The sequence below is a fragment of the Paenibacillus sp. FSL W8-0186 genome (assembly GCF_037969765.1).
Lineage (GTDB): Bacteria > Bacillota > Bacilli > Paenibacillales > Paenibacillaceae > Fontibacillus > Fontibacillus woosongensis.
This window is the reverse complement of the sequence record NZ_CP150207.1, coordinates 723,272-747,477: the sequence shown is the minus strand read 5'-3', so window position 1 is coordinate 747,477 and position 24,206 is coordinate 723,272. Positions and strand designations below refer to the sequence as shown.

At 50.9% G+C, this 24,206-nt stretch carries 18 protein-coding genes; 6 read left to right on the top strand and 12 right to left on the bottom strand.

What is annotated here, in order from left to right:
* Positions 1-38: 38 nt before the first annotated feature.
* Positions 39-986: a cytochrome aa3 quinol oxidase subunit II gene (gene qoxA / locus MKX50_RS03080; protein WP_339158387.1), complete on the bottom strand. Its 948-nt coding sequence runs from the start codon at positions 984-986 to the stop codon at positions 39-41.
* 1,537 nt (positions 987-2,523) lie between these two features.
* The gene (locus MKX50_RS03075; RefSeq protein ID WP_339158385.1) at positions 2,524-3,501 is read right to left on the bottom strand and encodes a diaminopimelate dehydrogenase; all 978 of its coding nucleotides are present in this window, start codon (positions 3,499-3,501) and stop codon (positions 2,524-2,526) included.
* Positions 3,502-3,765: 264 nt separating this feature from the next.
* On the opposite strand from MKX50_RS03075, the gene MKX50_RS03070 reads away from it, so the two are divergent.
* Both MKX50_RS03070 and MKX50_RS03065 read left to right on the top strand, forming a co-directional pair.
* Positions 3,766-5,514, top strand: coding sequence for a copper resistance protein CopC (locus tag MKX50_RS03070; protein ID WP_213590997.1), 1,749 nt, complete (start codon positions 3,766-3,768; stop codon positions 5,512-5,514).
* A gap of 49 nt (positions 5,515-5,563) precedes the next feature.
* A complete protein-coding gene (locus MKX50_RS03065; RefSeq protein ID WP_213590996.1) occupies positions 5,564-6,343 on the top strand; it encodes a YcnI family protein in 780 nt (259 codons plus the stop codon).
* Positions 6,344-6,424: 81 nt separating this feature from the next.
* On the opposite strand, the gene MKX50_RS03060 is transcribed toward MKX50_RS03065, so the two are convergent.
* The 3 genes from MKX50_RS03060 to MKX50_RS03050 form a co-directional block, all read right to left on the bottom strand.
* Positions 6,425-7,660: an SLC45 family MFS transporter gene (locus MKX50_RS03060; RefSeq protein ID WP_213590995.1), complete on the bottom strand. Its 1,236-nt coding sequence runs from the start codon at positions 7,658-7,660 to the stop codon at positions 6,425-6,427.
* A gap of 4 nt (positions 7,661-7,664) precedes the next feature.
* Positions 7,665-8,402: a glycerophosphodiester phosphodiesterase gene (locus MKX50_RS03055; protein ID WP_213590994.1), complete on the bottom strand. Its 738-nt coding sequence runs from the start codon at positions 8,400-8,402 to the stop codon at positions 7,665-7,667.
* 276 nt (positions 8,403-8,678) lie between these two features.
* On the bottom strand, positions 8,679-9,230 hold the full coding sequence (locus tag MKX50_RS03050) for an NAD(P)H-dependent oxidoreductase (protein WP_213590993.1): 552 nt from the start codon (positions 9,228-9,230) through the stop codon (positions 8,679-8,681).
* A gap of 190 nt (positions 9,231-9,420) precedes the next feature.
* Here MKX50_RS03050 and MKX50_RS03045 point away from each other — a divergent pair, with 190 nt between their 5' ends.
* From MKX50_RS03045 to MKX50_RS03035, 3 genes are all read left to right on the top strand, one after another.
* On the top strand, positions 9,421-9,666 hold the full coding sequence (locus MKX50_RS03045; protein ID WP_306422049.1) for a PspC domain-containing protein: 246 nt from the start codon (positions 9,421-9,423) through the stop codon (positions 9,664-9,666).
* 63 nt (positions 9,667-9,729) lie between these two features.
* A complete protein-coding gene (locus MKX50_RS03040; protein WP_339158384.1) occupies positions 9,730-10,398 on the top strand; it encodes a PspA/IM30 family protein in 669 nt (222 codons plus the stop codon).
* A gap of 250 nt (positions 10,399-10,648) precedes the next feature.
* Positions 10,649-11,470, top strand: a complete 822-nt coding sequence (locus MKX50_RS03035) for a nucleotidyltransferase (protein WP_339158383.1) — start codon at positions 10,649-10,651, stop codon at positions 11,468-11,470.
* A 473-nt stretch (positions 11,471-11,943) separates the two neighbouring features.
* Here the strand turns inward: MKX50_RS03035 and MKX50_RS03030 are convergent, their stop codons facing one another.
* The 7 genes from MKX50_RS03030 to MKX50_RS03000 all read right to left on the bottom strand — a co-directional run bounded on the left by MKX50_RS03030 (position 11,944) and on the right by MKX50_RS03000 (position 21,179).
* On the bottom strand, positions 11,944-12,879 hold the full coding sequence (locus MKX50_RS03030; protein WP_244996412.1) for an SPFH domain-containing protein: 936 nt from the start codon (positions 12,877-12,879) through the stop codon (positions 11,944-11,946).
* Positions 12,879-13,313, bottom strand: coding sequence for an NfeD family protein (locus tag MKX50_RS03025; RefSeq protein WP_213590989.1), 435 nt, complete (start codon positions 13,311-13,313; stop codon positions 12,879-12,881). The genes MKX50_RS03030 and MKX50_RS03025 overlap by 1 nt, the downstream gene beginning before the upstream one ends.
* A 270-nt stretch (positions 13,314-13,583) precedes the next feature.
* A complete protein-coding gene (locus MKX50_RS03020; protein ID WP_213590988.1) occupies positions 13,584-14,975 on the bottom strand; it encodes an L-cystine transporter in 1,392 nt (463 codons plus the stop codon).
* Between the two features lie 425 nt (positions 14,976-15,400).
* A complete protein-coding gene (locus tag MKX50_RS03015; protein WP_339158382.1) occupies positions 15,401-17,470 on the bottom strand; it encodes a methyl-accepting chemotaxis protein in 2,070 nt (689 codons plus the stop codon).
* Between the two features lie 140 nt (positions 17,471-17,610).
* Positions 17,611-18,456: a sugar ABC transporter permease gene (locus MKX50_RS03010; RefSeq protein ID WP_339158381.1), complete on the bottom strand. Its 846-nt coding sequence runs from the start codon at positions 18,454-18,456 to the stop codon at positions 17,611-17,613.
* Complete coding sequence (locus MKX50_RS03005) at positions 18,453-19,754, bottom strand: ABC transporter permease subunit (protein ID WP_339158380.1); 1,302 nt, start codon at positions 19,752-19,754, stop codon at positions 18,453-18,455. Before MKX50_RS03005 ends, MKX50_RS03010 begins: the two co-directional genes overlap by 4 nt.
* 90 nt (positions 19,755-19,844) lie before the next feature.
* Positions 19,845-21,179 (bottom strand): maltose ABC transporter substrate-binding protein, encoded by a 1,335-nt coding sequence (locus MKX50_RS03000; RefSeq protein ID WP_213590985.1) that lies wholly within the window; start codon positions 21,177-21,179, stop codon positions 19,845-19,847.
* Positions 21,180-21,882: 703 nt separating this feature from the next.
* Here MKX50_RS03000 and MKX50_RS02995 point away from each other — a divergent pair.
* Positions 21,883-23,625, top strand: coding sequence for an alpha-glycosidase (locus MKX50_RS02995; RefSeq protein ID WP_339158379.1), 1,743 nt, complete (start codon positions 21,883-21,885; stop codon positions 23,623-23,625).
* The last annotated feature ends 581 nt before the right edge of the window (positions 23,626-24,206 follow it).

The window sequence follows — 24,206 nt, the reverse complement described above, 5'->3', positions numbered from 1 at the left end:
TCTAGTTGCCTTGCGAGCGTCCTGCTCTTCCAGCCTGATTAATGATTGTGCCCGGAGTGTTCCGTCTCTCCGCCTCCGCTGTTCTCTGCACCGGGTTGATCGATTTGGAACTGATCAAGCTCGGATTTCGCGGCAGAGTCGCCGTGATTATGCCCAGCGTGCTCACCCTCAGGCGGCGGTAAGAACGTCAGGTGCGTGGAGGAGTAGGTTTTTCTGCCGACAAATTTCGTGTCCAGCAGGGTTTGGAATTCGTCCGGTGTCAATTCGGAAGCCGTGCTTTTCACTTCATCCACCCATTTGTCGTATTCCTTCTGGTTCATCGCCAGCACCTCGAATTCCATGTGAGCAAAGCCTTCGCCGGAGAAGTTCGCATTCTTGCCCATAAAAGAACCTTCATGCTCGGCAACGAGGTTCAGCTTCGTAACCATGTCGCTCATCGCATATTTCTGTCCGCCGAGCTGCGGCACCCAGAAGCTTGTAATCGGTCCGTACGCATATAGGCGGAACTCGACAGGACGATGGGTTGGGATATTTACGTAGTTTACCGTTTCGATTCCTTCTTCCGGATAGCTGAAGTGCCATTTCCAGTTGGAGGAAGCCGCGTAAATAATCATCGGTTTTTGATCTTGATAATCCTTAGGTACAGCCTCGACCGCATTCGTACTGCGAATCGTAACCACCGAAAGAATGATAACGATAATTAACGGGAATGCCGTCCAGGTAATTTCTAGCCAGGTCTTTCCTTCGTCATGCGGCGGCTCGTAGTCCGGAGCAGCTTTGGAAGCCCGATATTTGGTCAGCATGTAAACGTAAAGCACATAAACGACGAGCAGTATAAACGCCATCGTGATGATGGAGAAAATAATGACGTCGGATTGAGTCTTGGCCACAGGTCCTTTCGGGTCCAATACCTTCAAAGTATTGCAGCCGGACAGGAAGACAAGCAGCGCTGAAAATGCGATTAACAGCAGCCCTCTTCTTTTCATAGATTCCGTTACCCCTTTCTAAGCAGTAAGTTACACGATGTGAGACAGGTTGATAAATTGTCACGTGAACTTAAGTATTACAACTAAGAACAATGTTAGGATTCGTTAAAAACAAAAACAAACCATAGAGAAAGGCAATTATGTAATATATTTACATTTGGGTGCCTGTACACTGCTCACCTCCCCATCCCAAAAGTCGAAATTCAGCCGTATTCGCTCAAAAAACGCCAAATTCAGCGATTTTGATAATTGTTCACAATGAACGTCCGGAGCACCCGAGTTCGCAGAATTGTCATAATAGATCGTAGACTTTGTAACTAAAATCACATACATTTGAGCCTTCTTAGGCGCCTCCCACTGTGGTAATGCTTGCTAAATTGCTAAGTCTGCGGGGTATTCCGCTGGCAATTTAGGTCGCGCCAAAATGAGCCATCGGAGATTGTGCGAGTGGAAAATGAGGTGGGGATGGGGATGGGGAGGTTGGGAGTTGTGGATGTGTGGATGTGTGGATGTGTGAATGTGTGGATGTGTGAATGTAAGAGGTGGGTGACCAGGTTCGCCGTTTGTAGATGGAAGCTCTGGGTTAGCTCGCCTGGCAAAATGTGTCGCTATGAGGAGCCGTAGATTGTTTATTACAAAGAGTCGGTGTGAGGTTAAAGTTGCTGGAACGGCGCATATAGTCAGCTTCGACGGGGGGGGGTAGCCGGGGTGGCGCACAATGGCACTTCGAGAGGTAGGTAGCTGGAACGGCGAACAATGGCACTTCGAGAGGTAGGTAGCTGGGGCGGCGCGCACTGGTACTTCGAGAGGGAGGTAGTTGGAACGGCGCTCAATGGCACTTCGAGAGGTAGGTAGTTGGAACGGCGCTCAATGGCACTTCGTGGATAGGTAACTGGGGCGGCGCTCAATGGCACTTCGAGAGGTAGGTAGCTGGAACGGCGCACAATGGCACTTCGAGAGGTAGGTAGTTGGAACGGCGCTCAATGGCACTTCGAGAGGTAGGTAGTTGGAACGGCGCACAATGGCACTTCGTGGACAGGTAGCTGGGGCGGCGCGCACTGGTACTTCGAAGGGGAGGTTGCTTACGGACATCAGGTCCGCTATTTCGCGATTTACTCGATCATTCTTATTCTTACGGACACAGAAGGCGTTATTTGCCCCTAAACTCCTCTTTTCAGTCGCTTATTGGGGCAATAGCGGAACTACGGTCCGTTAGCACAACAATTTCGGTGTTTTTGGACAAATAGCGGAACTACGGTCCGTTAACCATTCCACTCTGCCCTACTCTACTCTACTCTACTCTACTCCAATCCACCTACTCCGCTCCACTCTACTCCGCTCTACCCTACTCCACTCCACCCTACTCATCCCTACTCCAATCCGCCCGCCCCCTCCGCTCCCCCTTCCAACCCGAAATCGCCCGCACCTTCACGTTCTACTTACAACCGTAGGGCTGCTGGCACCAATAGCCATAGCCCCAGCAAATAAAAAGCCGCCCGGGAGGTCCACTCTCCCAGGCGGCCACAAAGGCATAGCCTTACAGCAATTCTTTGCGAAGCTGTTCCGGCGATTTAGGCGACAGCAGGCCAAACGGAATGTCAAATACCGTTCTTGCCCCGGACTCGCCAGCTTGGGACAGCTTGTAAGCTGCGCGCGCGTAAGCTACAAGCACGCTTGCCGTAAATTCGGGATTGCTGTCGAGCTTCAACCCGAATTCGATAATTTGCGTGTTGTTCTCTCCCGTGCGGCCGCTTCTCAGCACGTTGCCGCCGTGCGGCATAGCGGAGTGGTTCGCCTTCAGCTCCTCTTCGCTGATGAAATGCACCGTCGTATTATAATCCGCAAAATAGTTCGGCATTTCCTTGATTTCACGTTCGATCCGTGCGAGATCGGCACTCTCTTCAGCAACTACATAGCATTCCCGCGCATGCTTCTCTCTCGTGGACAGCTCCGGGTTTTCCCCTTTGCGCACACGGTCTACAGCGGACTCCACCGGAATCGTATACTGCACGCCGCCCTTCACACCGTCAACGCGGCGAATCGCGTCGGAGTGGCCCTGGCTAACGCCTTTGCCCCAGAAGGTATACTCGTTGCCCTCAGGAAGAATAGCTTGTCCAAGCAAGCGGTTCAAAGAGAACAAGCCTGGATCCCAGCCGGTCGAGATCACGCTCACATTTCCCCCTTGAGAAGCCGATGCGTTAACTTTGTCGAAATACTCAGGAATTTTCGCATGTGTGTCAAAGCTGTCCACCGTATTGAACATAGCGGCCAGCTCAGGCCCTTGCTGTGGAAGATCCGTGGCCGAACCTCCACAAAGAATCAACACGTCGATATCGCCCTTATACTTCTCCAACTCGGAAATATGCACGACGCCGCTGGCTGCCGCTACCTCATCCGGGTTTCTTCTCGAAAAAATTGCGCGGAGCTCTAGATCCGGATTTTGCTTGATTGCCTTTTCCACGCCGCGTCCCAAATTCCCATAACCTACGATACCCACTTTGATGTTCGATGCCACTTTACGTATCCTCCTTCAAAATTAGATCGTAATTATTTTATCTTACTATGGGTCATTTTTAAATCTTTAGCCTCATAAGTTAGGCATTACTTCACCCGTTATAACGGCCCTCGTCCAAAAAATTTCACAAAAATGTCAATTTTTCCGTTTTTAGTCCTCTAATATAGCCCGATAAGGTCATATTCTCCCCAAAAAAATAGCTGTAAAATGAAGTGCATTGTGAAATATGTTATTGCAATTTAGTAAAAAGGAGTGATCCCTGCATTGAAAAAACGGCACGCAGCCAAGGCGCTAATTGCACTCACGCTCTACTGCCTTCTGTTCTCCCTTCCTGCATCCGTATCCGCCCATGCCTATGTTGTAGCATCCTCTCCCGGAGAGAACGAAGTGCTCGAGGAAGCTCCCGCCCAGGTCAGCATTACCTTTAACGAGCCGATCGAACAGGCGTTTCACTCGATTCAAGTCACCGATTCATCCGGCCAGCAAGCCACCGCAGGAGAATCCCGAATGGATGACGCCAATTCGGCCAGATTAATCGCGGATCTGAAGCCTGAGCTGCCGGACGGAATTTATACCGTAAATTACAAAGTGCTGTCCAGCGATGGCCATACGGTTACCGGAACATTCCCTTTTATCATCGGGGATGCCGCAGCAGCCGCCCACAATCCTGCGGATGCGAATCAACCCGGCAGTAGCCAAGGACAGGATTGGCCCAAGCTTAGCCTCCTTCTTCTTCGCTGGCTCCAATATAGCGGCTTAGCCATATATATAGGCGTGCTTCTCTTTCATTTGCTGCTCTTGCCGCAACGCAGCTCCAATGCTGAATCTGCTGCCCGACGACTCCAGAATCATCCTTATGCTTTGGCAAAGTCGCCGGTGTGGCAGCGAAGCAAACAGCTTCTCATTCTATCTCTCCTCCTGGCTGCAGCCGGAATCGGGCTGAGCCTGCCGCAGCAGGCGGCGAGCGATGCCGGAGTTCCGTGGAGCCAAGCTTGGAACCCGGCATGGATCAAGGACACGCTCAGCCTTACTTCATTCGGTAAGGCCTGGACTGCCGAAATGATACTGCTGCTCATGCTGGCCGGACTGACCGCCGCACTTATTATTTTTACGAAAAAACAAAGCCGCTTGGCAGCGGACCTGACCGCGGCGGCCGCACTCTTGACCACTCTTGGCATTCTGCTCGCCAAATCGTTTATCGGCCATGCCGCGGCCGCGAGCGGAAGAAGTATGGCCATTGCCATGAACTTCCTGCACCAGGCTTCCTCCTTCCTATGGCTGGGAGGGCTGCTCTCGCTCGCTTTACTGCTGCCTGCTGCCGCAGAAGCAACGCGAAGCTCATCCGGCTCCAGGAGTCAATTATATTGGGAGGCTATCCGCCGCTTCTCTATTCTCGCTGCAGGCTGCGTTGCTATGCTGCTCTGTTCAGGGGTCTACGCCGGTATGCTCCATATACCTACATGGTATGCGCTGCTGCACAGTAATTACGGGCTCATCCTCCTTGCTAAGAGCGGACTGACGCTGGTTATGCTGGCTCTTGGCCTTTCCGCGTTCATGCGCGGCCGCAGGCGGACCCGGCCCTTGGGCCGTGGGGTGTGGATCGAATTCGTGACCGGATTGATCGTGCTCGTTCTGGCTGCAATTTTATCGAATATGCCGACGGCTCTGTCCAGCCCGGGTCCGATTCAGTTGAAAGCCGTGACCGCGGACGGCTACCACATCTCTGTACAAGTATCGCCGAATACCGTCGGCGAGAACCGTATTGAGGTGACCGCCCTGGATCGCGAGCAGAAACCGCTAAACGGCATCGAGCAAATTACGCTAACACTAACCTCCCTCGACATGGACATGGGAACGATCGAACTTGCAATCCCAGGAAAGAACGGTTCTATCCCGCTAAGCGGAAATACGATCGTGACGATGGGCGGCAGTTGGAGGCTTCACGTTCATATTCTGTTGTCATCGCTGGATACGGTTGATTGCAGCTTCACCTTTCAAGTCGGCAGCAAGTGATTTCTAACTTCACTATAAATAAAAATTTGCAAAGGAGATTTTCAGCGTTATGAAACAAAAAATTCAATCCTTTTCCGCCATGCTTACAAAAGCAATAGCTCTGGCTCCGGCCTTGGCCGCATGCCTGCTGCTGTTTGCCAGCATCGCCAGCGCGCACGTCACCGTCAAACCGGGCACCACAGCTCCCGGAGCCTGGGAGACTTACACGATCAAGGTTCCCGTTGAGAAAGACATTCCTACGGTCAAAGTGTCCCTGAAAATTCCCGAAGGCCTGGATTTCAAGCAATACCGCGCCATTCCGGACTGGAAGGTAGAGCTAACGAAAGACAGCTCGGGTAAAGTTACTGTCGTCACCTGGACGTCAGAGGGCGAGGGCATTAAGCCTGGCGAGTTCCAACAGTTTGATTTCGTCGCCAAAAATCCAGACAGCGATGCCGAATTGGCATGGGATGCTTACCAGTACTATAGCGATGGCAGCATTGTCGAGTGGACAGGGGATGAAGGCAGCGAGAAGCCGCATTCCATCACCACAGTCTCTTCAAGCCCAGATGCCGGTTCCGCCGCAGACAGCGCGAGCCACTCGCACAGCCACGATCACGACCAGGATCAAGCCACCAGCGGCAACGCCGGGCAAGCAGAAAATGCCGCTGAAAATACAGCGGGACACAGCAGCACCGACGCTGCCGAGACTAGCGCTGCAGCTGTGTCGGAAGCTGCAGAAAGCGCAAGCTCTGCCAGCACATGGACTATCGTGCTGGCGTCGGCCGCCCTGTTGATCTCGTTAATTGCCTTAGGCCTTGCGATTAGCGGCAGGAAGAAATCCGCCTAAATCTCTAGGTGCAAGAAACTCAAAAAACTCGGACGCTTACGTCAAATGACGCTGGCGCCGAGTTTTTTCATGTCCTAAAAGCTATTGAATCGCCGGCGGAGCCTGGTCGATGGCTCCCGTACCTGCGGAGCGGTTGTCATTCCTTGCGCCAATCAAGCAGAGCGCGGCCAGCAGCATCCCGAGCGAAGCGCTGGCGAATAGCGCCGGATAACCGAACATATCGATGATCCAGCCGAGCACAGGCGGGGAACTGATGGCTGCCAGCGAGGAAACGAAGTAATAAATCCCGGTTCGCGTCCCGATGCTCTCCTCCCGCCCCGTCGCCACGATCCACGGGTACGAGTTAATGTTGATGCAGGCCCAGAACAACCCGCCGACGACCAGCAGCACTCGAAGGAGGAGCACAGACTTTACGAAGACGATCGAGCCGAAAATGACGAACAAGCCCAGCACGCCAAGCGCAATGATTCTCTTCTTGCCGTATTTGGCGCCAAGCCATCCGCTGGGCAGCGCAAATGCCAGAAATGCCAGGGAGAAGAACGTTAGTGAGAAGGCCGCGTCGTTGTCGCTCATGCCGATATATTTTGTCCCATAGAGCGTAAACAGCGCTTCCACCCCTTGATAAGCAACGAACCAGAAAAAGATCGCTCCTAAAATGAACAATGTCGTGCGGTCGAACTGATCTTTGATTCGTATCGGGCTGCGGGTCTCCCTCTCGGTCTGGAACGGATTACTGCTGCCGTCGCCATAACCTGTCAGAGCTATGGGCTCCTTAATGAAGCTCTTCAGGATGACTAGAGAAAACAGCATAACCAGCCCGGCACACAGAAACGGTAAATACGGAGCCTGCTTGTATAGCGGCGCGCCAAGGCCAAAAGCTAGAATCGAGCCGAGACCGCCCATGAAATTAATAATTCCATTCGCTTGGGTACGGCTGTTCTCCGGCGTAATGTCCGGCATGAGCGCCACCGTAGGTGAACGGAAGATGCTCATGGAAAGGTTCATCAGCACCATAAACAGCACTAAGGCAACAAAACCGGTATGTAGCGGGATCAACGTGGCAAACACGGCGCCAAGCGGCATGCCGATCAGCAAATAAGGCATCCGCCTCCCATATTTGCTGCGCGTCTTATCGCTGCGGTGACCGATCCACGGCTGCAGGAACATGGCAAAATAATTATCGATCGTCATCATGAAGCCGATCATGGCAGCGCTTTTTAAATAGTTGGCCAAGAAAAGCGGCACAAACGCATTATACAGCGCCCACGTCATGCTGATGCTGAGGAAGCCGAGACCGAGCAGCCACGTTTTTCTCATCCCATTAACCCCCTTCAGCCGTCAGAAGCTCGGCCAAACGGTCGGGATAATCCGTAATGATCCCGCCAACGCCTGCACGGATCAACGCTTGCATTTCGGCCCGCTCATTAACCGTGAACGGATGATACGGTATGCCCTGCTCCGAAGCCGCGGCGACAAACTCGGGAATGACGGCGTACTGGAAGGCGTGCAAGGCGTCCGCACCGATGCGCTTCGCATATTCCCATGGCTCGTACAGCCCTTCCATATACAAAATCCCGGTGCGAATTTCTGGAGCGATCCGCTTGCACTCCACAAGCGAATAGTGATTGAAGCTGGAAATAATCACGCGCTCGGACAATCCGAAACGGCGAACCATGTCTATTACTTTGCTCTCAAGTCCTGGATATTGGACAACCCCATTTTTCAGTTCCAAATTAATGATCGTGTCGCGCGGCTCAACAAGCTCGAGCAACTGCTCCAGTGTCGGGATTCTCTCTCCGCAGTAATCTTCGTGAAACCACGACCCCGCCTCCTTCGTTGACAGCTCCGCCAGCGTGACATCCTTGACCCACTCCGGAGAACCTGCCGTGCGATGCAGTGTCTCGTCGTGAATCAGCACCGGATGCCCGTCCTTCGTCATTTGTACATCCGTCTCGATCCCAGTCGCCCCTAGCTCCAAAGCACGTTTGAAAGCGATCATCGTATTTTCGGGACAATGGCCCGCCGCGCCCCGATGCGCAAAATTAATCACTTTGGTCATATTATACCCGTCCTCCCTGCGTTCTCTCTGTTATGCTTGCACTTGCCCCTTGTAAGCTTCTCTTCTGTGTACTTTCACAAAATATAATTAACCATACGCTTATCATAATCCTGCAATGTTAAGTCTGTATAATGCGAGAACGCCACTCGGCCGAATTTCGGAACGCCAAGCACCGCGCGCCGGGAGCCTCGCGCGGTGCTAATACCGCCGGCCCAAGCGCTTCTACCCCGCTGGAGCCCAATTTACAAGAGTTAAACCCTGATCACTTGTTTTCCTTTAACAACCGGCCTTTTTCTTCAACTCGCGGTTTAACCACTGCGCCTCCGCAATCGCCCGTGAATCGCCTTTAATATCGCCAGGCCTGCTGGCTTTGCCGATAACATAACCTTCCAGCGGCATGCCCACGAAATCGAAAGTGTATTTAAGCATCTGAATGAGCGGCAGCGCCTTGATCCGCGGATTGTCTCCCCCCACGACGATAACATAGGCCTCCTTCTTCGCCATGGCTTCTTTGAAATTATACCGGGTGTCGCGAAGGCTCTGCGACCAGCGGTCGATGAAGTTTTTTAATATCCCCGAGGGTCCGTACCAATACACCGGTGTAGTGAACACGAGAATATCGTGCGCCAGCACCTCTTGAACGATACCGTCATAATCGTCGTCGACAGGGTCGAATCCGCCCTCCTCATGCCTTTGGTCATGAATCGGCTTTATCCTTTTCCCCCGCAGATAAATATCCGTCCGCTCCAGCCCATCCAGCACAATCTCCGTCAGCGCCTCCGTATTGCCCTCTTCTCTCGTACTTCCATGCAGAACTGCGATCCGCATGCGGTCCACTCCTTCGCTTATATATTTGTTGCTGCTTGCCCCCCCACCTTCTGGCGAGGAACCAACCCGACTATGGTCGGGGTCAAAAACCGTCCCCAGCCGGTTATGCCCCTCCCGAAAAATCGATAAAATAAAGTCATAAACAACGGATTGCACCATCCCGATGACAATATATGAAAGTGAGTGAAGTATGATGAAGAAATTGTACCGTTCGAGAACAGATAAGCAAATTTCCGGTCTTTGCGGAGGTATTGCCCGCTATTTCAACATAGATTCGACTGTAGTTCGTCTAATTGCCCTGGTCGCAGCGATTTGCAGTTTCGGCACCGTCGTGGCCATCTACCTTATCGCCAGCCTGATCGTTCCTAAGGAACCTGCCGGCCTGCACTACGATTACAACGATTACGGTTATGATGAGCATTACTCGAAATTCTAACATTTTTTAACCCCATTCATGATTTAAGCTGTTAAAAATATACAATAAAAAGGAGTCCTGAACATGAGCATATTGAACAGACTATCCAACTTGACGAAAGCAACGATTCACGAGGTACTGAACAAACTGGAGGATCCGATCCTGATGACAGGACAGTACTTAAGAAACCTGGAAGAGGATATTGCCGCAAAAGAGAATTTGCTTCGCGAGCGCAAAACTGCCGCTAAAGTGAGTGAGCAGAAGAGCCTTGAAGCTGCACGTAATGCCCAGCTGCAAGAACAAAAGGCGCTGGATGCGTTAACTTCCGGTAATGAAGAAGCTGCCCGCCGCGCCGCCGTAGCCAAAATCCATTATCAAGACGAGGCTGAGCAATTCGCGGCTAACGCCAAGCAGGCCGAGAGCCAAGTGTTCGAATTGGAGCTGCGTTTGAAGGAAGCAAAGGAAGAGCTGGCCCGCTTAAAAGAAAAACGCAAAGAGCTGGCAGAACGCGCACGCAAGGTGGAGCAATCCAGCAGCACGGAAAGCCCGAATTTCAGCTACGGCACCTTTAGCGGAGCTGCAGCAAAAGGCTTCGAGCGCATGGAAGAGAAAATTTCCGAATGGGAGGCCACCATGGCAAAATCCGGCTATAGCCCCTTCTCCGCAGATACGGCGAACCCTGACAATGACCCGGCTGTAAACGAGGAGCTGCAGCGTTTGAAGGATCAGCTGTCCTCCGATAAAAACAAATAATCGCCCCATCGCATCTACAAGCAAAATAGTCCCTTTGAGTTAAATAGGCTAAGCTAACAAGAGGATATTATGTTCAATACATGAACATATATCCTCTTTTCTCGCCTAATTGTCGGCATATTCATAAGTTTGATATGATAAAATGGGATGTAAATGAAAGGAGCATTAGATATGTGCTGCTCATGTTGCCCCGTAGTAAATATGCAAAATTCCCTTTAATTATTTAAAAAATTGGGAGGTTATTTTGTATATGCTATTCCAGGAAAAATTAATTAATGTAGTTAAAAAAAAGTGTGAGACTGATCCACGTATTTCTGCATGCATGATGTATGGATCGTTTACAAAAGGTGAAGGGGACATATACTCGGATGTTGAGTTTTATGTCTATTTAAAAAATACGGAGATGGGGCAGTTTGAGTCTTCAGACTGGATGAAAGATATTGCCCCTTATGATTTGCTCTTTTTTAATGAATTTGGAACTGAGGTTGTCGTGTTTTCCAATTTAATTAGAGGGGAGTTTCATTTCCAGCCAGAATCTGAGATTGAAGTTATTAAGACATTTAAAGAGACAGGTGTGTTCCCTGACACAGAATCCATGTTTATTTATGATACAACAGGCAAATTAAAAGCATGTTTAGATGATCTAAAGGGTGACGGGCCAGAAAGAATGACAAATGAAAATGTCAATTTTGCTTTTAATAATTTTGTGAACGCATGGATCATGGGCATCAATGTTTTAAAAAGAGGGGAAATTGCACGTTCGCTGGAATGTCTGACATATGTTCAAAAGTACGTTTTACAATTAATCAGGATTCGTGAAAAGAACGTGGAACGCTGGCTTAACGCTACAAAAAACTTAGAAGCTGATCTTTCCGAAATGGCGTATGGTGAGTATGCTTCAATGACCTCGAGGTTAGATAAAGAAGATTTATATCATGCCTATGCGAATGCACTGCATGTAGTTGAAGGGTTAGTCCTTATCCTTGCTGATGATTATCAATTTGATATTAATCTAATGTTCTTAAAAAAGTTACGAGCTCATTTGCGGAACGACCGGTTGCCCTTAATGTGACCAACACTCTCTACCTATTTACGCCGAGCTGAATCGGCCGAGCATGAATCGCGGATTTTCTCGTTGTAAATGGATTTATGGTAGTTAGATTCTGCGGCAACGAAAGGAAAGTAAATTTAAATGGATATCATGTCGTTAGAAGAAGGGAACTGTCCATCGTAGGCCGGATTTTTGATTTTAAGTGCATAAAATCCATCTAATTCCCTGAAACATTCGTTTAGAGCATAATTAGATACATGAATTCCATTTAGTTTGCGGCAGCTTAGTCTTTGGCAGCTTAATGTTCGGAAGCTTAATGTTCGGAAGCTTAACGTTAGAGTCCGTAAGCTTATATAAGATAAGCTATAGAACGGAATACAGGCAAAGAAGAAATGGATTCCAGTGAAACGCACAGCTCTCTAAAAAAAAGGGGCGCCCCTCCGTCGTCTATGATGACTTCTGGGCAGCCCCTTCTCTTATAATTTAGGCAACGATTATTTCTTGCCTTCTTTGTTTTTGAACATTTCGCCAATCGCGCCAATGCTGCCCAGCGTTTCGATCGCATTCGAAGGAATGAACACTTTGTTCGCAGGTCCTTTGGACACTTCGGTTAATGCCTCGAAGGAACGGTATGCAAGCACCTGCTCATCCAGGCCAGCTTCACGCAGCATCTGGATTCTAGACTTCTCAGCTGCTGCAACCGCTTCAATCGCCTTGGCTTCCCCGAGCGCTTCCAGCTCTTGAGCTTGACGGAAACCTTCCGCTTCACGGATACGCGCTTCTTTGTCACCCTCGGCTTTGAGGATTTTACTCTGCTTATCCCCTTCAGCGCGAAGAATCATGTCTTGCTTCGCCGCTTCCGCCTCGAGAACGATCGCACGCTTGTTCCGCTCGGCCTTCATTTGCTTATCCATCGCATCCTGGATATCCAGCGGAGGCTTAATGTCAATAACCTCTACGCGTTCGATGCGCACGCCCCACTTCTCGGTTGCTTCGTCAAGGGCAATCCGGATATCCGAAGAGATCTTCTCCCGTCCAGACAGCGTCTCGTCGAGCTCCATCTTACCGATGATTTGACGCATCGTTGCCGTCGTGATGTTGCGAACGCCGTATACATAATCAGAAATGCCGTACGTCGCTTGCTCCGGTCCGACGACCTGATAGAAAATGATCGTATCGATTTGAACCTGTACGTTGTCCTTCGTAATCACGGTTTGCGGAGGCACGTTGGCCTGTTGGATCCGCAGGTCGTGATAGATCCGAACATGGTCGATGACAGGGATCAGAATGTTGAGACCCGGCGTCAGCAAGCGGTGGAATCTACCGAGCCGCTCCACGACTCCGACGCGCTGTTGAGGCACGATTTTGACAGTAAGTGAAATAAAGACAAATACGACGACGACAATAACGACAATAATCGCCCATTCCATTAAATGAATTCCTCCCATCGTTCTACTTCAATTATGCTGCTTCCACGTTTCATTACCCGTACCAGCTCATCCTTGCCAATCTGCTGTGTAGATGTGGCGCTCCAAGTATCTCCACCGATTTTTACGATGCCATACTGGCCCGGTTCAATCGCTTCCACCACGACTCCCTGTTTTCCCACAAGTTCCGTACCGGCATCCTCATAACCTTTGGACGCCCGCAGTCTCTTCGCCAGCGGTTTCGTAAATGCCGTCAGCACGAGAGCGATGACGCAGCCTGTGATGACCTGGAGCAGGAAAGCATCCGGGGCAATCCAGGCAACCAAAGCAGCCGCCCCCGCCCCGACACTTATCCAAAGGAGATAAAAGGTCAAGGTCATCATTTCAAGCACTAACAATATTCCGGCGGCAATCAGCCAAATAACCCATGTATGCATCTACCGATACACCACCTTTCCGCAATGATAATATTATATACGGCGTTCCAGGCAAAAAGTATCAAGAATTAAAACCCTATTGTGCAAATACTTAGCAAGCAATAAGATAACGTTCTCTCCATTTACCCTTATTTTCAAGAATACCAAAATCAAGCCGATTTCACAGTTAATTTCTTCCTGTTTCTCTCTGGCTTGTTCATAAAAAAACAGCCTGAGAAGATTATCCCCAGGCTGTCTTATCTAAATTCAATTGTTCTTATCCAGTAAGCCTTATGCCTGGGCAACATCAAGATCGACATTGCGTTTGAAGGCCTCCAGATCGTTCTCGCCAAGCACTTTACCGGTGATGACGCCGGCTGTAATGGAGTCATTCACGTTCAGCGCCGTGCGTCCCATGTCGATCAGCGGCTCGACGGAGATCAGAAGCCCAGCCAGAGCCACCGGCAGGTTCATCGTCGACAGGACGATCAAGGATGCAAAGGTCGCTCCACCGCCAACGCCAGCTACACCGAAGGAACTGATCATAACGACAAGGATCAGCGTCAGAATGAAATCCCAGCTCATAGGATTAATGCCAACCGTTGGTGCGATCATGACGGCCAGCATGGCCGGATAAATGCCGGCGCAGCCGTTCTGGCCAATCGTCGCCCCGAAGGAAGCCGACAGGTTGGCAATGCCGTCAGGCACGCCCAGCCGCTTCGTTTGCGTCTCGACGTTCAAAGGAATCGTCGCCGCGCTCGAACGCGAAGTGAAGGCGAACACGAGCGTTGGCAGTACTTTTCTAACATATTGCACCGGATTGTATCCGAAGATAGCGAGCAGGATAAGATGAATGATGAACATAACGATCAGAGCCACATAGGATGCTCCGACGAATTTGATCAGCTTCAGGATCTCCTGTGGATTCGTCGTAGCTACTGTATTCGTAATAAGTGCAAGGATCCCGTAAGGCGTCAGCCTGAGCACCAGCGTAACAATGCGCATGACGACGGCATACACTGCATCCACCATCTTGCGGAACATTTCCGCTTGCTCCGGTTTCTTCCGGTCCAGCCCCAACACCGCCACGCCGATAAACGCTGAGAAAATAACGACCGCAAGCGTAGAAGTACTGCGTGCTCCCGTCATGTCAGCAAAAGGATTCTTCGGAATGAAATCGAGAATCTGCTGTGGAATCGTCTTGTCCGCCACATCCCCAAGACGCTGCTCCAGCTTCGCGCCTTGTTCGATTTCACGGTCTCCCGCCGGAATCTCCAGCGCCTTCAAATCGAAGCTGAGTGTAGTAACGATACTGACCGATGCGGCGATCGCCGTCGTGATCAGCAATACGGCGATAATCAGTCCGCTGATTTTGCCGAGATTCTGCTTCCCTTTCAGCTTCATAATGGCGGAAATGATCGATACCATGATCAGCGGAATAACGACCATTTGCAGCAGACCAACATATCCGCGGCCAACAATATTGAACCAGTCTGCCGATTTGCCGATGACTGCGGAACCGGATGGAAAGAGCAGCTGCAGCGCAACACCGAACAGAATGCCCAGCCCCAGACCGGTGAACACCCGTTTTGTGAAAGAGATATGTTTCTTCTGCATCCAGAAAAGAAGACCAAGCAGTACGAGCATAACCGCTATATTAAGTATGATTTGCAAAGTTTCCATGGTTAAACTCCCCTTTTCACTTAATATTTGACCACTGGTTGTCAGTATTAAGTTTCATTTACAGACGTAATATTATCACAAACTCGACTAAATGGGTAGGATTAATTTATTATAAAATAACCGTCTATTTTCTCCCATATTCCCTTTGTGGAACAGCCATATAACCCACTTATTTCCTCTGCTGTAAAGCGAATATTTCAGAACCAATTCATGGTTAATATCTCATGGAGGGACTGGTCCGATTCAAGAAATAATTGGGAATGGTATCCATTTCATTGAAGCTATGCCTTTCCAACGTTTTAACCAGTCCGGAAGAGGCTGACACTATCATGATATGCGCAGCCTATTTAAAGCATCAGCCCCGTACTCGCTTATTCCAAGCAGCAAAAAGGCCAGGCAATGAATGGCCTGACCTGAATCGATAATTAGACCGCTCCATCAGAATCAATCTGAAAAGAACTCAGCGATTGCTTCAGCGTTTCCGATAGCCCTTCCAACCGATTGGCCAGCTCGACGAGTTCCTCGCTAATTTTGAACTGCTCCGAAGACATGGAGGCGACCTCCTCCGTAGATGCCGTCGTTTGCTGAACGACAGAGCTTACGCTGGCAATGAATTCGGACAGCACCTGCTGAGATGACCTTAGCTCATGCACGGAGGCTGAAGAGCTCTGGATATCGGTCACGAACCGCTCCATTTCCTGCACAACATTCTGAAAAATCGTCGAGGCTTCTTTCACCGACAGCAGCTGCTCCCCAAACATGGGAGTCACCTGCATCAAGACGTTGACCGTATTCTCAATTGCCGTCTGAATTTCCTCCGTCATAGCCGACACGGTCTGAATGGCTTCATTAGACTCCGCCGACAGCTTGCGGATTTCCTCGGCGATGACCACGAAGCCCTTGCCTGCCGTACCAGCTCTGGAAGCTTCAATGGATGCGTTCAGGGAGAGAATATTTGTCTGCTTCGTCATTTCCACCATCGGCGCAAGTATGCTCCGGATCGAATGGGTGCTCTGGCTCAGCTTCGCAGAATTCTCTTCGATCAGCCCGGTCATTCGGGTGACCGATTCCGTCTTCTCGACGAGATTGTCCATATATTCCCGACCCTTCCGGCTGACTTCACTGACTCTTCCGGCGGATGCATCCATGGACGCGTTCAGGCTCATGACGTAATCCATCTGCTGCCCGATTTCGCCAGCAATATCCACACCCTTCTCGGCCTCCACCGCCAAATTCGCCGCACCGGCAGCGATCTCTCCCGTAGCCGAAGCGATTTCTCCGGCAAATTGGGATGTATCCCTTGAAGCCTTTGCCAAGTGTTCCGCATTGATCAAAAGCTCTTCCGCAGACGTATTCGTCCGTACGACCAGCAGTGAAATTTGCTCCAGCATCCTATTGAAGCTCTGTCCCAGCTGACCGATTTCGTCCCGGCTCTTAAAGTTCGTCCGTACCCGCAGGTTGCCCCGCTCCCCTTCCTCCATTAAACGGCACAGCTTCATGAGCGGCTTGCCGACCATCCGGAACAAATAATACCCGATAGCCAAAGCGACCAGCACGGCGAAGCATAAAACAAACACCGTCACCCAGATCAGCTTGTCCGCTGCACTAAGAAAGTCGCTTTCTGGGGCGTACCCGACAATACGCCAATCCACGGATTGGAGCTGCCTGTACACAACCAGCTGCTTAACTCCGTTAGCATCCTCCATCGTAAAGGAGGCCTCCCCGATCTGCAGCTGCCGTTCATCCAGGCCGACATCGGATGTTGTCTCGATGAGCTCCGGATCTGCTGCATGAACGATAACGTTATCGGCGGTCAGAATGCGGACCTCGCCGGAACGGCCCATTTTTAAATTGGAAAGGGTATGCCTCAATGCCTCATCTTTAATTTCAATCAGCAGTATGTATTCCGCCTCCGGGTGCTTCAAGTTTTGCAGCACCCTCCCCATCGTCACCGACGGCTTCGCGAAAGTCTCGAAGAAGCCTCGTTTCTGTCCAGGAATCCATAGCGGCTTTCCTTGCGCATCCTGTATCGCCTTAATCTTTGTCTGCACCGCATCCTCGTTGCTCGGTGGACTAGCGCCTGAGCTGGCATATGTATTCGAGAAATCACCCGGCGAAATCAGCCTGATGCCTACCAGGCGTTCGTCCGATCCCCGCATGGCGTCCAGCTTATTGCGAATCCGCGTCTCCGCCTCGGTCTTCCTGACGATGTCAACATTCTGGTTGGTGACGGTCTCCAAATCCGTCCGCAGCACTTGGTCGACGGCAAGCTGCCGCGAGATCGCTTCATACTCCGCAAATAAAAAGTCCAGCTTGTCCGCTGCCTGCTCGACCGCTTGCGACGACGCGAGTCCTACTTGCCCCCGAATAATCTGTTTTGACATTAGATAAGAACTGATGCCAAGCACGGCGGATACAGTCACAACTGCAGCAAATACAACGATAAATATTTTCACGCCTACCGACTCAAGCTGAATCCGGCCCCCACGTTTCATGATGTTGTCACCCTTTCATAAAGAACACAATTCGAAATACTCATATCCATTGTCGGATTCTCAAAAAAGGTATAGTCTCCAAATAAACGAGTCTATACCTTCTGTCTGATATATATGCTATTCGAACCCTAACGGCAGCATCAGCCTTTGCTGGCCCCTGAAGTAAGTCCGTCCACAAGCAGCCGCTGCATGAACATGAACAGAATCGTAATCGGCACGGCAATGAGTACCGCTCCGGCAGCGAACATCGTAAAGTTCGAGTTCTGATTGGCCTGAACCATATCCCACATCCCGACGGCGACCGTCCATTTATCCTTGCTCCGCAATATCAGTCTGGCAAAAATAAAGTCCACCCATGGACCGACAAACTGCAGCAAGGCCATATAGGTCAAAATCGGCTTGGAAAGCGGCAGAATAATCGATGTAAATATCCGGAAGTTGCTTGCACCATCAATCCGGGCCGCCTCATCGAGCGAACGCGGAATGGTGTCGAAGAAGCCCTTGGCAATCAGCGTCATCCCTAGCGGAGCCCCTGCCGCATATACCAGGATCAGAGCCAGATGCGTATCGAGCAGCTGCATTTCCTTCAGCAGCAGAAAGATGGCAATCATGCTCATAAAGCCCGGGAACATCCCGAGTACCAAAATAACGGATAACGCATTTTGCCGCCCTTTAAAGCGAAAGCGCGACACGGCATAGCTCGTTAGCAGTGTCAGCGTTACGCCGAGCAGCATGGAGAATACGGACACTTTCAGCGTATTCATGTACCATTGCGGGAACAGAATCGTCCTGGAGTTGAATAACTCAACATAATGCTTAAGAGTAAGGGTCTCTGGCAGCAAGGTCTTGCTGTAGAGCGATGTCCCTGGACGCAGCGAGCCGAACACGATCCAGAGGGCGGGATAAATGGCGCAGATGGCCAGGATCGCCAGCGTGATATAACTAGCCGTCAATCGTATGTAATTACCTATTTTTCGCCTGCTCATTGGATCATGTCCTCCTCTTTAAACGATTTCGTTCTGCGATAGTTATAGATCGAAAATGAGGCGATGATCAGGAATATGATAATGCCGACTGCGGAAGCCATATTGTATCTGTTCTGGTTCAAAGTCAATTTATAGAGCCAGGTAACGAGCAAATCGGTAGCACCCGCATATTGGTAGTCCCCTTTGACCGGATCTCCTCCCGTTAGCAGGAAAATCATATTAAAGTTATTGATGTTTCCGGCAAACTGCGCAATCAGTGTGGGAGCCGTCGTAAACAGGATCATCGGCAAAGTGATGATGCGGAATTTCTGATAACCGCTCGCACCATCCACCTCGGCGGCTTCGTACATATCTCGAGGGATCGTTGTCAGCACGCCCATGATCAAGAGCATCGATACCGGAATACCGACCCACATATTGACAATGATCACCGTTACCTTAGCCCAGAACGGGTCCGTAAGCCACGGCAATCCGGATAGGCCGAAATAACCGAGATACTGATTAATCGGGCCGAACTCGCCATTAAACATGTTTCTCATTACCAACAGTGAAATCAACTGCGGAATCGCGTACGGCAGGATCAGAATCGTTCTCCAGAAGCCTTTGAAACGAATGCCCTTCTGATTAATCAGGAGTGCAACAAGCAGGCCGCCGAAATAAGTCGTCACCGTGGATAAAATCGCCCAGATGATCGTCCAGGTCAGCACGCCGTAAAAGGTATGACTCCAGGTTTTGAGAGCAAGCAGGTTTTTGAACGTTTCGAAGCCTACCCAATCGACCAGCTTCCCTGGCGGTATGTGGTTTGGCGCGGAATAGTTCGTAAAGGCGATCATGACCATGAAGATAATCGGCATGATCGTGAAGAACAGTATACCCATCGCGGGAATACTCAGGAACGCCTGCGCAAATTTATAGTCGAGAACATAACGGACCGATTGCCGGAAGTTATGAACCGGTCTGCCTTCATCGCGCTGCGCGCCTATCTTTCTCGCGTCCCGAATGTTGAAGTAATATACGACGAGGAATACGATGAGATACAGAAGCGTAATCAAGCTTTGAATCAGAATAAAGATGGAGTGATCATATTGCCCGGGCTGCATATTCGCAGCGGTTCGCGGCGTTTCGCCCAGAGTGATGATTCCCCAAAACGCATATCCCAGGTTAAGGATAAAATACATGACGGACGCAGCTTCGAACGCCATCATTAGCGCGCCCTTCATATATTGTTTGTTATAGATTTGGCCAAGGCCCATCAAGAGTGACGACAGTACTGTTGCCCGTGTGCGGTGTCGGCTCATTTCTCCTCCTTCTCCTCTCCCTTGATCATCAAAGGAATTACCCGCCGCAGACCGCGACGGGTGAATTCATTTCCGTTGTAGGCCCTATAATTACTCCGCAGCCAGTCCGTTGTTCAGATCTTTGATTTGCGTGATCGCTTTCTCCATGGCAGCCTTAGGGTCGGTTTTATTGTCCCAAATGTCGGCCATGGCGGCATTTACAGGCGCCCATACGTTGGCCATTTCCGGAATGGAAGGCATCGGCTCCGAGTTTTTAGCCTGCTCGGCGAAACCGGATACGATCGGATCGTTCTTGATTTGGTCGGTCTCCAGCGCTTCCAGATTCGTAGGCACCGAGCCGATCTTCTCATTCAGCAGCAGCTGAGCTTCTTTGGTCGTTGCAAACTGCGCGTACAATTTAGCCGCATTCGGATATTTCGCAAAGGAGCTTACGGTGTAGATTTTAATGCCCGAGAAGGTAATTGCCGGTTTACCATTCACTGTAGGTACCGGAGCAATCGCCAGGTTGTCGCCAAGAGCATCTTTGTAACCGGCAACCTCCCATGGTCCGTTGATATCCATGGCTACATCGCCTGCACCGAACAGGCCGCGTTTGATATCCGGGTTAATGTCTCCGCTCTTGATCGGCAATATTTCGGCCAGGCTTTGATACACCTTCATACTCTCGGCTACGCCTTCATGGGCAAGACCAATATCGTCCTTATTCGTGCCGTTGTCGCCATAGAGGTAACCGCCTCCGCTAGCGATAAACGGATAGTTGAAGTACATATTTCCAGCTTCCCACATCAGGGCATATTTCTTTTTGGATTTATCCGTGAACGTTTTGCCGAATTCAATCAATTCCTCAAAGGATTTTGGCGCTTCAGGAACGAGTGATTTGTTGTAGAAAAGAGCTGTCGTTTCAGCCGCTCTCGGATAACCGTAAAGCGTTCCCTCGAAGGTAGCGCCGATGATCGAAGCTTCGGTGTTGTTCTTCTTCGTCTCCTCTGCAAAGACGTCATTGGCCAGAATCAATCCCGATGCCGCAGCGTTCCCCAGATGGTCATGCGGAATGATGATCACGTCCGCGCCTAATCCCGAAGGTCCGTCCGTCGTTAATTTACCCACTTGATCCGTAGTGGCCACTTCTTCAATTTTCACCTTAACGCCGTACTTCTCCTCGAACTGTCTGGCGATTTCCTCAGTAAAGGGAACCTCTTCTCTGCTCTCCCAAACCAGAAGCTCCGCCCCTTCCTCCGGCACCAGTTCTCCGTCCTGTACCGCGGTATTATTTTCTTTGTTATTTACTGCATTTGACGGCGCCGGAGTATTCGCACCTTCACCCCCGCCAGTACTGCCCTTGGTGCCGCAGGCGGTCATGGAAGCTGTCAGAGTCAGTACAGCGACCAGCAGCAGCGCTTTTCTAAATGACTTTTTGAAATTCATAAAGCTAACCCCTCCTAAAATTTATTACGCTTACAAATGCGGAAGTTGCGCAAACGATTTCAAAAAATGCGACTATTCTGGTTGTTTAGTATGTATACATTTGAAATCCTGACCAAACCCCCACTTAGAAAGCGCTTTATCCTCGCCCACATCATACAACACATCAATTCTCATGTAAAAACGTTTGCACTTGTCATTTATGTCATGTAACCTTCTATTTAATCTAAATAACTTCCAATATCTCACGTTTTCACACTAAATCTTAAAATTATCCAACTTGCCCGGGGCTGCATCCTGGCCTGGTTAGTCTATAAATCTATGTATATTGCGGTTCTACGGGTTTATTACGCGTTATAATCATTAGAATTATCTTCTAATTTTAGGCGGTTTTTTTTCGACTTGTGCAATGGTTTGAACAATGCTATAATCCACCATGAATGCGGTTAACTCTTTGCTGGTGCTGCGTTTTACGCATAGAAACTGAAGGCGCTGTTATCGTTAAGGTACATCCTCGGCTGCTGCTTTTTGGCCTTGATGTGCCTTTTTTAGCTGCTCCGCCTTCCCGCCACTCATCCATAAACCAGCTTGATAGGAGAATCATCCGCCTGCGAGTATAGAATTGCCGTATTTCGATCCATACTTAAGCCAATCATTCCGTGCGATTTCTGTACTCATATCACTCATTGTTTAGGAGGAATCTTGCATGCTGCTCGAAGCTGTCTATCACCGTCCCAAACTGAACTGGTCCTATGCCTACGACCGGGAGACGATCCACCTTCGCCTCCGGGCCAAAAAAGATGACCTTACCCATGTCTATGCCTTTACCGGCGACAAATACATATGGGATCAAAGCAAAGAATTGATTCCGATGTCCAAAATGGCTTCCGACGAGTTGTTCGACTACTGGGCTTGCGTCGTAAAGCCGCCATACCGCCGATTGAAATACGGGTTCCTGCTGCAAAAGGGCGAGGAGCAAATCTGGATGACAGAAAGCGAGTTCTCGCAGGAGCGTCCGGCCGTTCCGGATCGGCTGTTCGATTACCCTTACATCAATCCGGCGGATATATTTACCGTACCGGAATGGGTGAAGGACGCGGTGTTCTATCAAATTTTTCCCGAGCGCTTCGCCAATGGCGATCCCAGCTTGGATCCGGCTAATGTCCTCCCTTGGGGCGGCAAGCCGGAGCGGCACAATTTTTTTGGCGGCGATCTGCAGGGGGTCATCGATCACCTCGATCATTTGAGCGAACTGGGGATTAACGCCATTTATTTCACGCCTATTTTTGAAGCGACCACCAACCATAAATACGATACGGCCGATTACATGAAGGTCGATCCCCATTTCGGGGATGCGGAGACGCTGAAGAAGCTTGTCAAAGCATGCCATGAGCGCGGGATTCGCGTCCTGCTTGACGCGGTCTTCAATCATTCGGGGAAGACGTTTGCCCCTTTCGTCGATGTTCTGGAGAAAGGCGAGCAATCCCGCTACAAGGATTGGTTCGTCGTCCGCGAATTCCCGCTGCAGGTTAAGGATGGGGTGCCGACCTACGATACGTTTTCCTTTGAGCCGCATATGCCGAAGCTGAATACGGAGAACCCTGAGGTGAAGGAATATTTGCTAGGCGTGGCAGAGTACTGGATCAAGGAGGTCGGGATTGACGGCTGGCGCCTGGATGTCGCTAATGAGGTCGATCACCAGTTCTGGCGGGATTTCAGAAAGGTTGTGAAAAAAGCCAATCCGGACGCGTACATTCTCGGCGAAATTTGGCATGAATCGTCCGGATGGCTGCAGGGCGACCAATTCGACGCCGTCATGAACTATCCGTTCACCGAGGCGGTGCTGGACTTCATCGTCCGCCGTTCCTTGGACTCGGCCGGATATGCGAATGCGATCGGCAAGCAGTTGTCCCGCTACCCGCAGCAGGCAAGCGAAGTTGCCTTCAACCTGCTGGACAGCCACGACACGCCGCGCCTTCTCACGCTCTGCGAGGGCAACAAGGATTTGATGAAACTGGCCGCGATTTTACTGTTCACTTACAGCGGTACGCCGTGCATCTACTATGGCGACGAGATCGGCCTCGACGGCGACCAGGATCCCGACTGCCGCAAATGCATGGAATGGGACCCTGCCAAGCAGGATCGCGATCTGTTCGCCTTTTACCAGAAGCTCATTGCCATTCGGAAGGATCTGCCAGCGCTTCGCACCGGCTCCATCCACTTCTGCGTTGCGGAAGCGAAGGGAAGCAAGCTGGCCTATGAGCGCCGCCTAAGCGAGCAATCGGTGCTCGTGCTGCTGAACAACGACAGCGTCGGCCAGACGATCCAGGTCGAAGCCGCTGGCGAGACATGGGTCGACGCCTTTGACGGCCGCGAGTGGCCGGTGCAGCACGGCACGCTCTCCGTCAAGCTGCCAGCCTACGGCTATGCGATCTTGACGAGAGCGTAGCAGGCGCGCATCGCCCTGCGGGGCGCGGCGGCGGAGCCCTGCGGGGCGCAGGGCGCACGGTGCTGGCGGCGGCGGGCGTGCCCGCGGGGGCGCTGGCCGCGGAGACGGCGCTGCTGGCGAGCGTGGCCGCAAGGCACGGCCTGTGGGGGCCGGCCGAGATGCACGCTAGGCGTGGCAGGGCAGGCGGCTCTGCCGCTGCTCGCAGCTGCGGAGCCGAGCGTAAGAACCGTGCGTAGTGCGCAGGCTTGTTAGCGCTCGGCTGGCCGGATGCGGCGCTGCCAGGGCAAATTTTTATGGCTAACGGAAAGAGGAGCCGCTATTCGCAATATATTCGAGTTTTTCTGATGCTAACGGAACCAAAAGCCCTTATTGGGCTTTTTTCCATGCCTTTGGCCGCCATTTCATCACAATAGCGGAACCAGGTTCCGTTAGACCTTCAACTAACCACATTCAGGCGAAATAGCGGCTTCTCGTTCCGTTAGAATCACAACCAAACTTTCCACGGCAACAAACCCACTCTCTGCGGAAATCTGGTGCGATATATCAAGACTCACCCGAGCAGGATGCCAAAGCGCCAACAA

Excerpts from the sequence above, each read along its gene's own strand:
- MKX50_RS03015 (WP_339158382.1), bottom strand. The coding sequence starts at position 17,470 with ATGAAACGTGGGGGCCGGATTCAGCTTGAGTCGGTAGGCGTGAAAATA.
- MKX50_RS03050 (WP_213590993.1), bottom strand. The coding sequence starts at position 9,230 with ATGCGGATCGCAGTTCTGCATGGAAGTACGAGAGAAGAGGGCAATACG.
- MKX50_RS03005 (WP_339158380.1), bottom strand. The coding sequence starts at position 19,754 with ATGAGCCGACACCGCACACGGGCAACAGTACTGTCGTCACTCTTGATG.
- MKX50_RS03000 (WP_213590985.1), bottom strand. The coding sequence starts at position 21,179 with ATGAATTTCAAAAAGTCATTTAGAAAAGCGCTGCTGCTGGTCGCTGTA.
- MKX50_RS03025 (WP_213590989.1), bottom strand. The coding sequence starts at position 13,313 with ATGCATACATGGGTTATTTGGCTGATTGCCGCCGGAATATTGTTAGTG.
- MKX50_RS02995 (WP_339158379.1), top strand. The coding sequence starts at position 21,883 with ATGCTGCTCGAAGCTGTCTATCACCGTCCCAAACTGAACTGGTCCTAT.
- MKX50_RS03020 (WP_213590988.1), bottom strand. The coding sequence starts at position 14,975 with ATGGAAACTTTGCAAATCATACTTAATATAGCGGTTATGCTCGTACTG.
- MKX50_RS03060 (WP_213590995.1), bottom strand. The coding sequence starts at position 7,660 with ATGAGAAAAACGTGGCTGCTCGGTCTCGGCTTCCTCAGCATCAGCATG.
- MKX50_RS03010 (WP_339158381.1), bottom strand. The coding sequence starts at position 18,456 with ATGAGCAGGCGAAAAATAGGTAATTACATACGATTGACGGCTAGTTAT.
- MKX50_RS03065 (WP_213590996.1), top strand. The coding sequence starts at position 5,564 with ATGAAACAAAAAATTCAATCCTTTTCCGCCATGCTTACAAAAGCAATA.
- MKX50_RS03040 (WP_339158384.1), top strand. The coding sequence starts at position 9,730 with ATGAGCATATTGAACAGACTATCCAACTTGACGAAAGCAACGATTCAC.
- qoxA (WP_339158387.1), bottom strand. The coding sequence starts at position 986 with ATGAAAAGAAGAGGGCTGCTGTTAATCGCATTTTCAGCGCTGCTTGTC.
- MKX50_RS03055 (WP_213590994.1), bottom strand. The coding sequence starts at position 8,402 with ATGACCAAAGTGATTAATTTTGCGCATCGGGGCGCGGCGGGCCATTGT.
- MKX50_RS03035 (WP_339158383.1), top strand. The coding sequence starts at position 10,649 with ATGCTATTCCAGGAAAAATTAATTAATGTAGTTAAAAAAAAGTGTGAG.
- MKX50_RS03045 (WP_306422049.1), top strand. The coding sequence starts at position 9,421 with ATGATGAAGAAATTGTACCGTTCGAGAACAGATAAGCAAATTTCCGGT.
- MKX50_RS03030 (WP_244996412.1), bottom strand. The coding sequence starts at position 12,879 with ATGGAATGGGCGATTATTGTCGTTATTGTCGTCGTCGTATTTGTCTTT.